The sequence below is a fragment of the Mesorhizobium sp. B4-1-4 genome, assembly GCF_006439395.2.
Lineage (GTDB): Bacteria > Pseudomonadota > Alphaproteobacteria > Rhizobiales > Rhizobiaceae > Mesorhizobium.
The window spans coordinates 5,829,314-5,843,070 of sequence record NZ_CP083950.1 but is presented as its reverse complement, the minus strand read 5'-3'; the positions used below and the strand labels follow the sequence as shown (position 1 = coordinate 5,843,070).

General features: G+C 62.6%; 14 protein-coding genes. 11 read left to right on the top strand and 3 right to left on the bottom strand.

All coding sequences use genetic code 11. The features are described 5' to 3' along the window. Positions 1-67: 67 nt before the first annotated feature. Entirely contained in the window at positions 68-586 is a 519-nt protein-coding gene (locus FJW03_RS28030; protein WP_140765000.1) for a prepilin peptidase, read from the bottom strand. A 193-nt stretch (positions 587-779) separates the two neighbouring features. Beyond that, entirely contained in the window at positions 780-956 is a 177-nt protein-coding gene (locus tag FJW03_RS28025; RefSeq protein ID WP_140607708.1) for a Flp family type IVb pilin, read from the bottom strand. A gap of 358 nt (positions 957-1,314) precedes the next feature. Here FJW03_RS28025 and FJW03_RS28020 point away from each other — a divergent pair, with 358 nt between their 5' ends. The 3 genes from FJW03_RS28020 (at position 1,315) to FJW03_RS28010 (ending at position 3,119) form a co-directional block, all read left to right on the top strand. Continuing rightward, positions 1,315-1,737, top strand: coding sequence for a pilus assembly protein N-terminal domain-containing protein (locus FJW03_RS28020; RefSeq protein WP_140607709.1), 423 nt, complete (start codon positions 1,315-1,317; stop codon positions 1,735-1,737). A gap of 136 nt (positions 1,738-1,873) precedes the next feature. Then, positions 1,874-2,461 (top strand): TadE/TadG family type IV pilus assembly protein, encoded by a 588-nt coding sequence (locus tag FJW03_RS28015; protein ID WP_140765003.1) that lies wholly within the window; start codon positions 1,874-1,876, stop codon positions 2,459-2,461. Between the two features lie 34 nt (positions 2,462-2,495). Further along, complete coding sequence (locus FJW03_RS28010; RefSeq protein WP_140765006.1) at positions 2,496-3,119, top strand: TadE/TadG family type IV pilus assembly protein; 624 nt, start codon at positions 2,496-2,498, stop codon at positions 3,117-3,119. A gap of 106 nt (positions 3,120-3,225) precedes the next feature. Here FJW03_RS28010 and FJW03_RS28005 read toward each other — a convergent pair whose 3' ends face one another. Continuing rightward, positions 3,226-4,149 carry a phosphate/phosphite/phosphonate ABC transporter substrate-binding protein gene (locus FJW03_RS28005; RefSeq protein ID WP_140765009.1) on the bottom strand — a complete coding sequence of 308 codons (924 nt, stop codon included), beginning with the start codon at positions 4,147-4,149 and terminating at the stop codon, positions 3,226-3,228. A gap of 293 nt (positions 4,150-4,442) precedes the next feature. Between FJW03_RS28005 and FJW03_RS28000 the strand changes: the two genes are divergently transcribed. The 8 genes from FJW03_RS28000 (at position 4,443) to FJW03_RS27965 (ending at position 13,755) form a co-directional block, all read left to right on the top strand. Beyond that, positions 4,443-5,684 (top strand): phosphopentomutase, encoded by a 1,242-nt coding sequence (locus FJW03_RS28000; RefSeq protein WP_140765012.1) that lies wholly within the window; start codon positions 4,443-4,445, stop codon positions 5,682-5,684. Beyond that, positions 5,677-6,567 (top strand): bifunctional DNA-formamidopyrimidine glycosylase/DNA-(apurinic or apyrimidinic site) lyase, encoded by an 891-nt coding sequence (gene mutM / locus FJW03_RS27995; protein WP_140765015.1) that lies wholly within the window; start codon positions 5,677-5,679, stop codon positions 6,565-6,567. Before FJW03_RS28000 ends, mutM begins: the two co-directional genes overlap by 8 nt. A gap of 32 nt (positions 6,568-6,599) precedes the next feature. Further along, positions 6,600-7,373, top strand: coding sequence for an enoyl-CoA hydratase (locus FJW03_RS27990; RefSeq protein ID WP_140607715.1), 774 nt, complete (start codon positions 6,600-6,602; stop codon positions 7,371-7,373). A 180-nt stretch (positions 7,374-7,553) separates the two neighbouring features. Next, a complete protein-coding gene (gene rpsT, locus FJW03_RS27985) occupies positions 7,554-7,820 on the top strand; it encodes a 30S ribosomal protein S20 (RefSeq protein WP_140607716.1) in 267 nt (88 codons plus the stop codon). Between the two features lie 854 nt (positions 7,821-8,674). Further along, on the top strand, positions 8,675-10,219 hold the full coding sequence (gene dnaA / locus FJW03_RS27980; protein ID WP_140607717.1) for a chromosomal replication initiator protein DnaA: 1,545 nt from the start codon (positions 8,675-8,677) through the stop codon (positions 10,217-10,219). A gap of 306 nt (positions 10,220-10,525) precedes the next feature. Then, the gene (gene dnaN / locus FJW03_RS27975; protein WP_140607718.1) at positions 10,526-11,644 is read left to right on the top strand and encodes a DNA polymerase III subunit beta; all 1,119 of its coding nucleotides are present in this window, start codon (positions 10,526-10,528) and stop codon (positions 11,642-11,644) included. Positions 11,645-11,717: 73 nt separating this feature from the next. Beyond that, on the top strand, positions 11,718-12,851 hold the full coding sequence (gene recF / locus FJW03_RS27970) for a DNA replication/repair protein RecF (RefSeq protein WP_140765018.1): 1,134 nt from the start codon (positions 11,718-11,720) through the stop codon (positions 12,849-12,851). 151 nt (positions 12,852-13,002) lie between these two features. Further along, positions 13,003-13,755, top strand: a complete 753-nt coding sequence (locus FJW03_RS27965) for a molybdopterin-synthase adenylyltransferase MoeB (protein WP_140765021.1) — start codon at positions 13,003-13,005, stop codon at positions 13,753-13,755. Positions 13,756-13,757: the final 2 nt, after the last annotated feature.

Sequence of the window (13,757 nt, the reverse complement as noted above, 5' to 3'; positions counted from 1 at the left end):
GTATCGGCCGGTTTCCTTCAAAGCCAGGTCGGACAACGCGGTAGGGAATGGGGAAATTAGATCGTGTTCAGCCGGCCAGCCTTGCCAGCGCCCACACCATCAAAGGCGAATCCGGATAGGTCAGCAATCCGCCCAGGCCGAGCGCGATCCCATAAGGAACCCCCGCTGACTCTTCCGCAAAGTGGCGCAGGAATGGATTGCGGCCGGTAAATACCGCCAGCGGCGACTTCCGGTAAAGCAGGATGGCGAGCGTCAAGAGGCCGCCAATGAATGTCGAGACGACAAGGTATTCAACGAGATGCACGTTGAGCCCCATCCACACGGCCGTAGCGGCCAGCAGTTTGGCGTCGCCTCCACCCATGCCACCCATCGCGAACAAACCGAACGTCACGGCCAGAACCACGGCCCCGGCGGCGAAATGCCAACCGAAGGCTGCCCATTCCATGCCCGTCAGCGGCGCAACCAGCGCGAAGACGACGACAAGCAGCACCGGCACGCGATTGGCGATCGTCATCGACAGCATGTCGGAGATCGCGGCAAACAGCATGCAGAACGGAAATACGACGAAGATCAGGGCTTCAAGCATCGGCGCTATGCCTATTGTCCAGGGGCTCAATCTAGAATGGATCGATTAACGATTGATGAGGCCTGCAATTGACGAGGCCCGCAATGCAAACACGACCGTCGTCAGCCGCGACATGAACACGCAACGCAAAACAGGGGCCACCACTTGGCGGCCCCTGTCCAGAACACGATCTGAACGTTCAGCAATAAGCCGATCAGCTGCCGCTGGAGTTCAGGGTGGTTCCGATCGAGGTGAACTTGGCGTTGATGGCATTGCCGAGCGCGCCAGCGCCGGTGATGATGGCGAGTGCGATGAGAGCGGCGATCAGACCATATTCGATAGCGGTCGCGCCGGATTCGTCCTTCACGAAACGTGCAATGAGATTAGACATTCGAGAGCTCCTACTCCACGTGTTACAGCACTTCCGTCAACTTCTGTGATGGTTGATCGGATGCTGCCAATCTAGGGAGAAGCTCTTTCGATCGGCTTAATAAACAGCCTTACCGATTCCTTTCCCGGATCGAACATAGTGCGTGGTTAACTCCGCACTAAGCGCCGGCTAAAGCACCATTTCCCAGGCCAACGCCGCAGAAGGCAAGGGCTTGGCGAAGCTCGCGGCCCGGCGCCTGGACCTGGCCACGCGAGCAGCGATGCCGACCGCGACAACGGTCGGCGGCGGTCGACTTAACCGTTGGTTCACCAATCTCGTTCATGTTCCGTTGAACAGTCCGCCTGCGTGGAGCGCCATAATGGCCTTGCCGAGACCTTCAATCCTGATTGCCGTGCTCCTTGCGACCGCGAGTTTGATCACGCCGGCCAGGGCCGGCGCCGGGATCGAGGTCACCATGAACCAGGCCAAGATCGTCAAATTGTCGCGCCCCGCCGACACGGTCGTCGTCGGCAACCCGGCAATCGCCGATGCCTCCGTCCAGGACGCCTCCACGATCGTGCTCACAGGCAAGGGTTTCGGCGTCACCAATCTCGTCGTGCTCGACCAGGAAGGTAGCCCGATCGTCGACGCGCAGGTTACCGTCGTGCGGCAGGCAGCCTCGTCTGTCCGCATTTATCGACGTGCCGAGGTCCAGACCATGTCTTGCACGCCCTATTGCGAAAGCTCCTACAAGAGCGAGGCGGAAAAATCCTCCGAGGCTGAAATGAGCGTCAGCAAATAGGCAGCGCGGCAGACCGGCGGCCGGGTTACCGCCCGGTTAAGACGCCCGCGCCGACTTTAATGATCATTCAAACCGGACCTCAATTGGTTTGCATTAGTACCCCTGTCGGGACCGTCCAGGGATGGCAGGAACAGGTATGGGCAAGGCAATCGGTTCGACGGATCAACGCAAGATGGCGCGCGCCCGGCCTTTCAGGCGCTTCGTTCGCGACCGGCGCGGCAGCACGGCCCTGGAATTCGCGCTGCTTGCATTGCCTTTCGCTCTCCTGGTGTTCGCCATCCTCGAGAGCTGCATTTCATTCGCCGGGCAGGAGGTGATGGCCAACATCACCGACGACGTTGCGCGCCAGCTGCGCACCGGCCAGTTGCGGCCGGCCGATGTCGCTGGGAATAATTTGACGACCCTGATCTGCAACAAACTGGAAATCATCGTCTCCACGGATTGCCCACAACAACTGCTCGTCGATCTTCGCCAGTATTCGACTTTCGCCGACGCGGCCCAGGCGGGCTTCAAGATCCAGAACGGTGATGTCGTGCTGATGCAAGGCACCAGTTCCCAGACATTCGTGAACTCCCCGGGGCCGGCGGAATCGAAGAACATGCTGCGGGTCTTCTACAAATGGCCTGTCATGACCGATCTGATGGCCAAGTCGATGGCCAATCTGAGTGGCGGCAGGACGCTGCATTTTGCGTCGGTGACCTGGCAGAACGAGCCGTTCAATTGAGTTCGGAAGCACCGACAAGAAAAAAGGCAATGGTATGATGCGTGCGGGGGCACATCTGGAAACTGCAGGGATCTGGAGCAAGACGGTTGGGTTCTGGTGCAATCACCGCGGCGTGGCGGCGGTCGAGTTTGCCCTGATCGTGCCTATCCTGCTGATCCTGTATTTCATGACCATGGAGGCTTCGCAGGCTATCGAGACCAGCAAGAAGGTCAGCCGTATCGGCAGCATGGTGGCCGATCTCGTCACGCAACAGCCGACCATCGTGAAGGCGGATCTCGACGCCATCATGCAAATCGGCACGTCGACCATTCAGCCCTACAACCGCTCGACGCCAAACATCACCATCACCGCAATCCAGGTCACCACCGACACGCCGCCCAAAGTGCTGGTGGCGTGGTCACGCAAGGTGGCCAACGGCGTCAACAGCGTCGGCGCCGCAGCAGGCTCGGCCGCAACGGTTCCGACAACGCTCAACGTGGCCGGTACCTTCCTGATCCGCGTCGACAGCACACTGGGCTACCAGCCGATCATCAGCTGGACCGCGGACACTCAACAGAAGCTTGGATTGACCGCCGCCCTCGCCAACGGCATATCGATGGGCGAGACTTACTATCTGCGCCCCCGCAGAAGCCTGACGATCCCTTGCAGCGACTGCTAGAGCAATTCCAGGGACATCACGCGATGTGCCTTTCGTCCGAAATTGCATAAAAACAAGGGCTTGGAGCGGCTCAGCGATTCCATCAGACACTGAACCGCTGGGGCTTTTACCGCGGCCCACCATCGGGCGAGACCATCCGCACGATAGCTTCCGCCGTCGCATAATCCTTTGGAGCCACGGTCAAAAAACCACCAGAGTGCTTCGTTTCCAGGAGATCGTAGACATCCGGCGTCATCGATTTGAGGTTGGTGAGGAACGCGGTCAGCCGCCGTTTGGCTTCCGGGTCGAGATCGCTGCGCACGGTGTGGGGACCGTATCTCAGCAGGGCCGATGTCCACACGACCTGGAGAGCGGATGCCGAAAGGCCGGCCGCCTCGAGCCTTGCCCGCGTGCCACCAGACAGGTGCGGTTGGCCATCGGCCGCGGCCCTGACCCAGCCGAACATGGCGTCGGCCTTACCGTCGACGAGCATCATTTCCGCCGCCGACGCTGAATCCGCTTGGATCAGAAACGGTGCATCTTCGGCAACCTTGACATGCTCGGCGGCCAGCCCTGCCAGCGGCAAAAGCGAGCCCCCGACACTGTCAGGCGGCGGCATGGCGATCCGATGGGTCTCCATATCAGCCAGGCCAGGCAGCTTGCCATCCCTGGTCAGCAACACGGAGCGGATGCCCGCCGCACCGTCGGAATCGACCGGAGCCACGAGCGGCTCGACGCATGCGCAGCGTTGCTGCGCCGTGGCATAGGCGGTCGCCGAATAGATGGCGTATTCGATCCGGGCATTGGCCTGCGCCTCGATCAGCGAGGCATAGTCGCGGGCAACGACGAACTCCACCTTCATGCCCAACGCATTGGTAAAGGCTTGCGTCAACTGCGCCAGACCCGGAACGGTGTTGCCGCCATTAGGCTCGGCGACAATGCCGATGCGAAACGTGCCGATATCATCGCGCCAGTCGGCCCGCGCCTGCCCGCACCACAACATGCCGTGCACGACCATGAGGGTAGCCCAGGTCCTCAGCGCAGCCTTCATGGCAAGACTGCCCCGCGTTCTGTTTGATTGACGACCCGTGCCCGCAGCGCCGCGACATTCATCTCTTGTATCGGTGCCATCTCTCGTATCGGTGCATGTCGTCACCCCAAAACCGCCGCACACTTTTGGGCGACATGCACTCTTGCTGTCCATGTCGTTCCCCCAAAACCGCTGCGCACTGTTGGGCGACATGCACCGGATTATCGCGCCAAGCCGTTGCCGTTCGGTTTCCGATTTGCCAATGCCGCCGTGGAACCCTATGTCTGGTCGTCCACACTGGCAACAATGATCCGATGGCGCGCGCTTTCCTCTTCGTCCTGGATTCCTTCGGCATTGGCGGCGCGGCCGACGCCGAGCGCTATGGCGACGCCGGCGCCAACACCCTCGCGCACATCGCCGAAGCTTGCGCGGAAGGCCGCGCGGATCGTGAAGGGCTTCGTCAGGGCCCGCTGTTTGTTCCCAACATGGCATCTCTCGGGCTTGGCAAGGCGGCCGAGACGGCGACAGGACTGGGTTTTGCCCATTTCGGAACGGATGTACTCGCCAATGCCTTCCATGGCGCGGCGCAAGAGGTTTCGAGCGGCAAGGACACCCCTTCCGGTCACTGGGAGATCGCGGGCCTGCCGGTCCGCTTCGACTGGGGCTATTTCCCGGATACCGTTCCCGCCTTCCCCCCCGATCTGACCGAGGCGATGATCCGCGAGGGCAAGGTGCCTGGCATTCTCGGCAACTGCCATGCGCCAGGCACCGAGATTATCGAGCGGTTTGGCGAGGAGCACATCCGTACCGGCAAGCCGATCTGCTACACGTCGATCGATTCGGTCCTGCAGGTCGCCGCGCATGAAGTTCATTTCGGGCTGGAGCGGCTTTATGAATTTTGTCAGGTGGTGCGCCGACTGGTTGACCCATTGAGGATCGGCCGCGTGATCGCACGGCCGTTCGTCGGCGAGACGACCACGACCTTCGCTCGAACCTACAACCGTCACGACTACGCCGTGCCACCGCCGGAGCCGACCTTGCTCGATAGATTGACGGCACGGGGAAGCCGCGTCATCGCCGTCGGCAAGATCGGCGACATCTTCGCCCATCGCGGGATTTCGGAAGTGCGCAAGGCCGCCGGCAACATGGCCATGTTCGACAAGGCGCTGGGCGCAATGGATGACGCCGGCGACGGCGATCTCGTCTTCGCCAATTTCGTCGATTTCGACACCGAGTTCGGCCATCGCCGCGATGTCGCCGGCTATGCCGCCGCGCTCGAGGCCTTCGACCTGCGGCTGCCGGAGGCATTCGCAAGGCTGCGGCAAGGCGACCTTCTCATCCTGACGGCCGATCACGGCAACGATCCGACCTGGCGGGGCACCGACCACACGCGCGAACGCATTCCCGTGATCGGCACCAGGCCGGATCTAAAAGGCGGCGACATAGGGCTGAGGGCAACCTTCGCCGATATCGGCGAGACCGTCGCCGAACATCTCGGACTGGCGCGCGGCCCCCACGGCACTTCTTTCCACGCGACGATTGGCGGCCATGCCTGAATTGCCCGAAGTCGAGACGGTCCGGCGCGGCCTGCAGCCGGTTCTCGAAGGCGCCCATCTGGCCAAGGTCGAGGCGCGGCGGCCGGATCTCCGGTTTCCGTTTCCCGAACGATTCTCGGAACGGCTGACCGGCCGAACGATTACCGCGCTCGGCCGCCGGGCGAAGTACCTGACCATGCATATGCAGGATGGTCCGGTGCTGATCTGCCATCTCGGCATGTCGGGCTCCTTTCGTATCGAGACCGACGACGACAGCGAGATGCCGGGCGTGTTCCACCACGAACGCTCGAAAAGCACGGTGCACGACCATGTCGTCTTCCACGTCGAATCGGCCGCCGGCACTCGGTCACGAGTGATCTTCAACGACCCGCGCCGCTTCGGTTTCATGTTGTTTTCAGAAGGGCTGCCGGAGACGCATCCCATGCTGGCCGGACTGGGCGTCGAGCCCACGGGCAATGCGCTGGACGGCGTGCTGCTCGCCTCGCTGCTGAAAGGCCGCAGATCGCCGCTCAAGGCAGCGCTTCTCGACCAGAGGCTGATCGCGGGGCTTGGCAATATTTATGTCTCGGAGGCGCTGTGGCGTGCCGGCCTGTCGCCCCTGCGCGAGGCGGGCACCATCGCCAAGCCCGGCAAGAAGGCGAAGGAACAGAGCGAACGTCTCGCCGGGGCGATCCGCTCGGTCATATCAGACGCCATCGCCGCCGGCGGGTCATCGCTGCGTGACTATGTGCACGCCGACGGGTCGCTGGGCTATTTCCAGCACTCCTTCGCCGTTTACGACCGCGAGGGAGAGCCTTGCCCCAAGCCCGGCTGCGGCGGTCACGTCGAGCGCATCGTGCAGAGCGGACGCTCGACCTTCTATTGCCGGACGTGTCAGAGCTGAGTTAGACCGGGGTCGAGCGAGGAGAAGCAGCCATGGCCTATGAGACGATCATCACCGAGACGCGCGGCAAGGTCGGGCTGATCACGCTGAACCGGCCGCAGGCGCTCAACGCGCTGAATTCCCAAATCCTCAATGAACTCGTCGCAGCCGTAAACGGTTTCAGCGCCGATCCCGGGATCGGCGCCATGGTTGTTACCGGCTCCGACAAGGCCTTTGCCGCCGGTGCCGACATCAAGGAGATGCAGGCGATCTCCTACGTGGACGCTTACAGCCAGGACTTCTTCGCTGGCTGGGAAGAATTCACGCGGGCGCGAAAGCCAATTATCGCGGCGGTGGCCGGCTATGCGCTGGGAGGGGGGTGCGAACTCGCGATGATGTGCGATTTCATCATCGCCGCCGATACGGCCAAATTCGGCCAGCCCGAAATCACGCTCGGCGTCATTCCCGGCATGGGCGGGTCGCAACGATTGACCCGGTTCGTCGGTAAGTCGAAGGCCATGGACATGTGCCTGACCGGGCGGATGATGGATGCGGCGGAAGCCGAGCGCTCGGGCCTGGTATCGCGGGTCGTGCCCGCGGGCGAGCTTGTCGAGGCGGCCGTCAAGGCGGCTGCCAAAATCGCTGATTTCTCGCTGCCGTCGGTGATGATGGCGAAGGAAGCTGTCAACCGTGCCTATGAAACGACGCTTGCCGAGGGATTGCGGTTCGAACGCCGCCTGTTCCACTCGCTTTTCGCGCTCGAAGACCAGAAGGAAGGCATGGCGGCCTTCGCCGAAAAGCGGAAGCCGAATTTCACCAACCGGTAGGGCATCGGCGGCCGGGGCCGAAACCCTGTGACGCCGGCCAAAAAGAACGCCGGGCAGCGTTGACGCGCCGGAAAAGCTGAACTATAAGCCGCACCAACCGAGGCGGCCCCGTGGCTGCCCGTTTGTTTTTTGCGCCCTGCGGCATGCCGCGTGCGCCGACCAGATCAGAAGAGAGGCATCATGGCCAACACATCCTCGGCCAAAAAGGCAACGCGTAAGATCGCCCGCCGCGCGGCGATCAACAAGAACCGCCGGTCGCGCGTTCGCACCTATATCCGCCAGGTCGAGGAGGCACTCGCCTCCGGCGACAAGGCAGCCGCCCAGGCCGCTTTCAAGGCCGCCGAGCCGGAATTGATGCGCGCCGCGACCAAGGGCGTGATCCACAAGAATACCGCGTCCCGCAAGGTGTCGCGCCTGGCCCAGCGCCTCAAGGTGCTGTCGGCCTGAATCGACTTTCCAGGCTGATCTTCTTTAAAACCCGGCCGATCGTGCCGGGTTTTTTCGTTTGCCGGCAAGTACTTAAAAAGAATACTGAGAAATGGCGTCCAATACGGAGTCCAGGGTTCGAAATGCTTTGCCGGCACATGCATGCCTACTGATGGTCGACATGCTTGAAAAGTGCAGGCTGCAAAATCCCTGATCAGCATTAATAATCAATATTTTTCAATCAATTAGCGGTAGTCATCCACAACTTGTCCACAGCACGCCGAGGGGACGGGAGGACAACTGGCTGTCAAGCGAATTATTTCAGAAAATTTCAAACCGGCCCGGCTTTTTCATATTCGCGGGAAAAGGGTTTGAATCACAATGGCTTTGTTAAAACATACCGCCGCAGCATGGCGCCTGAACCTGCCCGAGGTAACCAGATTCCTTAAAAATCCGTTAGACGTGGCCTTGCCCTATCCACAGCGATTTCGGTAATGTCCATCCATCGAAAGGGACGGGGTCCTGAGCCCTTAACCCAGCCTGAATCGGGCCAGCTTAAATTGGCGGGATTTGCGACGCGGATCAAGTCCGCGGACGGTTTGGTTTGCTCTTTTTCGATACGGTAGGGGACTGGCGTAACTAGACATGGCAGGTAGACAGCGCGCCGGCGCTCTTTCGCCGGACGGTGTTGTGTTGCCCTGAAATACCCAACGCGGACTGGCTTCCATGGGCCGGCACCGGTTCCCCGGATAATGGGCGACGTTCATTGCCGGCGGCGGCAAGGAGCTTCGTAGCGAAGATACAGTCGCTGGCAAAGGATGCAGGAGGCGCATCCCCAGCGGAAAAACAGGTACAGAAAGGCAAGGAACTCGATCATGCAGAGCGGCATCGAAAGGGAGCTTACGGGCGACCTCCCATTTCCTGGAACTTTGATCGGAGCAAACGAGATGGTGGTCTCCAGCGACGCGGAACAGAAGTTCGACCGGGTCAAGACCCAGTTGAAGGCGCGTCTGGGGGCTGAAGTCTATTCGAGCTGGTTCGGCCGCATGAAGGTCGCGGAGGCTTCCAAGGGCATTGTCCGCATCTCGGTGCCCACCGCGTTCCTGCGCTCGTGGATCAACGGTCATTATCACGACCTTATCTCCGAACTGTGGAAGCAGGAGGATCCCGAAGTCCTCAAGATCGAGATCGTCGTCCGCACGGCCACCCGCCAGGGGCGCAGCCATGCCGAACCGGAATTGGCGCCGGCGCGCAAGATGACGCGGCAGACGCAGACAGCGCTGGCCGCCGGCACCGTGAGCCCAGGCAGGGTGGAGCGGCCTCCGGTGCCGCGGCCGGGCGCTTCGGCCGAGAACGAGTTCCGCCACAATGTGCTGGGGTCGCCGCTTGATCCGCGCTACACTTTTGGCTCCTTCATCGAAGGACCGTCGAACCGGGTGGCGTTCGCGGCCGCCAAGGCCGTAGCGGAATCGCAGTCGAGCGCGGTGCGCTTCAATCCGCTTTTCCTGCACGCAACCGTCGGGCTCGGCAAGACGCACCTCCTGCAGGCCATCGCGGCGGAATCGCTGAAGCAGAATCCCAAGTCCCGCGTCGTCTATCTCACCGCCGAATATTTCATGTGGCGCTTCGCCACGGCGATCCGTGACAACAATGCGCTGACGCTCAAGGAGCAGCTGCGCGACATCGATCTCCTGATCATCGACGACATGCAGTTCCTGCAGGGCAAGTCGATCCAGCATGAGTTCTGCCACTTGATCAACATGCTGCTCGACAGCGCCAAGCAAGTCGTCGTCGCCGCGGACCGGCCACCGTCGGAGCTGGAATCGCTGGAGCCGCGGGTGCGTTCGCGCCTCAATGGCGGCGTCGCGCTCGAAATGTCGGCGCCCGATTTCGCCATGCGCCTCGGCATGCTCAAACTGCGCCTGGCCACGGCCAGGACCGACGACGCGTCGCTCGACATTTCCGATGAAATCCTCAATCACGTCGCCCGCACCGTGACCGGCAGCGGCCGCGAACTCGAGGGTGCGTTCAATCAGCTGCTGTTTCGCCAGTCGTTCGAGCCGCAGATCACCATCGACCGCATCGACGAGATCCTCGGCCACATCTATCGCACGGGCGAGCCGAAGCGGGTTCGCATCGAGGACATCCAGCGCATCGTGGCGCGCCACTACAACGTGTCGAAGACGGAACTTTTGTCCAACCGGCGCACGCGCACGATCGTCAAGCCCAGGCAGGTAGCCATGTATCTGTCGAAGGTGATGACGCCGCGCTCCTTGCCCGAAATCGGGCGGCGCTTCGGCGGCCGCGACCACACCACGGTGCTGCATGCCGTGCGCAAGATCGAAGACCTTTCTGGCGCCGACAACACGCTGGCACAGGAACTAGAACTGCTGCGGCGCCTGATCAACGACCAAGCCTGACCGGTACCGCGACAGGCAAGCCGGAACCGTTCTGGAATTCAATGGCTTGCCTGCCCGGCCGTGAACCCGAAATGGGCCCACGGCCTTGCCGGGAGACGATCCGGATTCCGGATTCGCCGCATCGGCCGGCGGACTTCGCGCCCTTTATCCCCAGAAAGCCTGTGCAGCCGGCCTGAACCGGTGGCGCGGGCTTGCGTTTGCTGGCTTTTTCCTGTCAGTTTACGCAGATTCTGAGCCTGTTCAGACCTTTCGCGGGGCGCCGCCAGCCGGAGACCCGCTCATCCTTTCAAGCGAGCCTGTTTCGTCATGCGTGTTATCCTGGAACGGTCAAATCTCCTGAAGTCGCTCAACCACGTCCACCGCGTGGTCGAACGGCGCAACACAATACCGATCCTGTCCAACGTGCTGCTCAGCGCCGAGGGCGCCAGCCTCGAAATGAAAGCCACCGACCTAGACCTGGAGGTGACGGAAGCGACGCCGGCCAAGGTGGAGCGCGGCGGGGCGACGACGGTTCCGGCCCACCTTCTCTATGACATCGTGCGCAAACTCTCCGACGGCGCCGAGGTGATGCTGAAGACGGATGAGGACGGCAACGCCATGACGGTGACGTCGGGCCGCTCGAGCTTCCGCCTGCAGTGCCTGCCGCAATCCGACTTCCCGGAGCTTTCGGCCGGCTCCTTCTCGCATATCTTCCGGCTCGACTCGGTCGCCCTGAAGGGGCTGATCGAGAAGACGCAGTTCGCCATTTCCACCGAAGAGACGCGCTACTATCTCAACGGCATCTACCTGCACACACATGAGGTCGGCGGCAAGCTCAAGCTGCGCTCCGTGGCCACAGACGGCCACCGCCTGGCCCGTGCCGAGATCGACGCACCGGCGGGTTCCGAGGGCATGCCGGGGATCATCATTCCGCGCAAGACGGTCAGTGAGCTGCAGAAGCTGGTCGACGATCCGGATATCGCCGTGACCACCGAACTGTCGGACACCAAGATCCGCTTCACCATCGGCAGCGTGGTCCTGACCTCGAAGCTGATCGACGGCACCTTCCCCGATTATCAGCGCGTCATTCCGACCGGCAACGACAAGAAGCTGATCCTCGACCGCCAGAGCTTTGCCGCCGCGGTCGATCGCGTCTCGACCATTTCCTCCGAACGGGGCCGCGCGGTGAAGCTTTCGATCAGCGAAGGCCAGGTGACGCTCGCCGTCAACAACCCGGATTCCGGCAGCGCCACCGAGGAACTGGCCGCCGACTATTCGGCGGACCCGATCGAGATCGGCTTCAACGCCAAATACCTGCTCGACGTCGCCGCGCAGCTGACCGGCACGGAAGCCAAATTCATGCTGGCCGACGCCGGTTCGCCGACGCTGATCCACGACATGGCCGACGAGACCGCGCTCTACGTGCTGATGCCGATGCGCGTATAGCCGGCACCTGTCGTCAGCGGCTCCGCCGCAGCCGGCAGCGAGAATGATGGCGACTTCTACAGGCGGATAGCGGTTGCCGGTACAAACCCATATAAGTAAGCTTACACTTACAAATTTTCGCAATTATGCGGCGCTGGCGATCGACCTCGCCCCGGGCCTTGTGGTCTTTTCTGGCGACAACGGCGCCGGCAAGACCAACCTTCTCGAAGCCATCTCCTTTCTGACGCCGGGACGTGGCCTGCGCCGCGCTCCTTACGCGGATGTCGCGCGCGAGGGCGGCGACGGCGGTTTTGCGCTGCACGCCCGGCTCGACGGACCTGGCGGCCAGATCGAGATCGGCACCGGCATTTCCGGCGGCGAGAGCGAGGGCGGCAGGCGGGTGCGGATCAACGGCGCCAACGCGCGATCGGCCGAGGACATGCTGGAATGGCTGCGCGTCGTTTGGCTGACGCCCGCCATGGATGCGCTGTTCACCGGACCGGCGGCGGATCGCCGGCGCTTTCTCGACCGGCTGGTGCTGGCGATCGACCCTGGCCACGGCCAGCGCGCCCTCGACTACGAGAAGGCGATGCGCGGCCGTAACCGTCTGCTGACCGAAGGCTCGCGCGACGACCGCTGGTTCGACGCGATCGAGACCCAGATGGCCGAAACCGGGGTGGCGATCGCTGCGGCGCGCGCCGAGATAGTGCGCCTGCTGGCCGCCATGATCGACAGGCTGCCCGACGCGGGACCGTTCCCGCAGGCCGACATCGGCCTCGCGGGCGATTTGGAGGCCGAGATCGCAAGCGCGCCGGCGGTCGATGTCGAGGAGCGGTTCCGGCGGGCACTCATGGAGGGCCGCGACCGCGACCGCGCCGCCGGGCGCACGCTCGAGGGGCCGCACCGTTCGGATCTCGTTGTCCGGCACCGGCCCAAGGCGATGCCGGCAGAGCTCTGCTCGACCGGTGAGCAGAAGGCACTGCTGGTCGGCATCGTCCTGTCGCATGCAAGGCTGACCGGCGAAATGTCCGGCATGACGCCGATCCTGCTGCTTGACGAGATCGCCGCGCATCTCGACGGCGGACGGCGGGCGGCGCTATTCTCGATCCTGGAGGAATTGAACTGCCAGGCTTTCATGACGGGAACCGATGCGGCGCTGTTTTCCAGCCTGCAGGGCAGGGCACAGTTCCTGACGGTCGACCACGGCAAGGTAAGGTCAACCGTCTAGGTCGCACGCATGTCGGCACCCCAAAGCCGCTCGACACTTTTGGGCGACATGATCTTGTTGCATGCATGTCGGCATCCCAAAACCGCTCGACACTTTTGGGCGACATGCATGAAGACCTGACAAGGTTTTTCGGCCACGATATGGTCCTGATATGACCACTGTGCTCACCGCCGACGAGATAGAACGTTATGCCCGCCACATCGTGCTGCCCGAGGTCGGCGGCGCGGGCCAGCAGAAGCTCAAGCAAGCGCGTGTCCTGGTGATCGGCGCGGGCGGGCTGGGGGCGCCGGTGCTCGAATATCTTGCCGCGGCCGGCGTCGGCACGCTCGGCATTGTCGACGACGACACGGTGTCGCTCTCCAATCTGCAGCGTCAGGTCATCCATGGCACCGATACGGTCGGCATGCTGAAAACCGATAGCGCCAAGGCGGCGATCATCCGCATCAATCCCAACACCACGGTCGAGACGCACACATTCCGGCTGACGGCGGAGAATGCCCCTGCCCTCGTCTCACGCCATGACATCGTCGTCGACGGTTCCGACAATTTCGAAACCCGCTATACGGTGGCCGACGCCTGCGCGAGCGAAAGAAAAACGCTGGTGCATGCCGCTGTCGGACGCTTCGACGGTTCGGTGACGGTGCTGAAGCCATTCGAGGACGGCAAGGATGGCAAGCCGAACCCGAGCTACCGCGACCTCTTTCCCGAAGCCCCGCCGCCGGGCCTGGTGCCGTCCTGCGCCGAGGCCGGGGTGCTCGGCGCGCTGACCGGCGTCGTCGGTACGCTGCAGGCGATGGAGGCGATCAAGCTGATCACCGGCATCGGCGAGCCGCTGGTCGGCCGGCTGCTGCTCTACGATGCGCTCGCCGCGCGCTTCGAAACGATCCGCTACACCAGGCGCTGACC

Excerpts from the sequence above, each read along its gene's own strand:
- FJW03_RS28030 (WP_140765000.1), bottom strand. The coding sequence starts at position 586 with ATGCTTGAAGCCCTGATCTTCGTCGTATTTCCGTTCTGCATGCTGTTT.
- FJW03_RS28025 (WP_140607708.1), bottom strand. The coding sequence starts at position 956 with ATGTCTAATCTCATTGCACGTTTCGTGAAGGACGAATCCGGCGCGACC.
- FJW03_RS28020 (WP_140607709.1), top strand. The coding sequence starts at position 1,315 with ATGGCCTTGCCGAGACCTTCAATCCTGATTGCCGTGCTCCTTGCGACC.
- FJW03_RS28015 (WP_140765003.1), top strand. The coding sequence starts at position 1,874 with ATGGGCAAGGCAATCGGTTCGACGGATCAACGCAAGATGGCGCGCGCC.
- FJW03_RS28010 (WP_140765006.1), top strand. The coding sequence starts at position 2,496 with ATGATGCGTGCGGGGGCACATCTGGAAACTGCAGGGATCTGGAGCAAG.
- FJW03_RS28005 (WP_140765009.1), bottom strand. The coding sequence starts at position 4,149 with ATGAAGGCTGCGCTGAGGACCTGGGCTACCCTCATGGTCGTGCACGGC.
- FJW03_RS28000 (WP_140765012.1), top strand. The coding sequence starts at position 4,443 with ATGGCGCGCGCTTTCCTCTTCGTCCTGGATTCCTTCGGCATTGGCGGC.
- mutM (WP_140765015.1), top strand. The coding sequence starts at position 5,677 with ATGCCTGAATTGCCCGAAGTCGAGACGGTCCGGCGCGGCCTGCAGCCG.
- FJW03_RS27990 (WP_140607715.1), top strand. The coding sequence starts at position 6,600 with ATGGCCTATGAGACGATCATCACCGAGACGCGCGGCAAGGTCGGGCTG.
- rpsT (WP_140607716.1), top strand. The coding sequence starts at position 7,554 with ATGGCCAACACATCCTCGGCCAAAAAGGCAACGCGTAAGATCGCCCGC.
- dnaA (WP_140607717.1), top strand. The coding sequence starts at position 8,675 with ATGCAGAGCGGCATCGAAAGGGAGCTTACGGGCGACCTCCCATTTCCT.
- dnaN (WP_140607718.1), top strand. The coding sequence starts at position 10,526 with ATGCGTGTTATCCTGGAACGGTCAAATCTCCTGAAGTCGCTCAACCAC.
- FJW03_RS27965 (WP_140765021.1), top strand. The coding sequence starts at position 13,003 with ATGACCACTGTGCTCACCGCCGACGAGATAGAACGTTATGCCCGCCAC.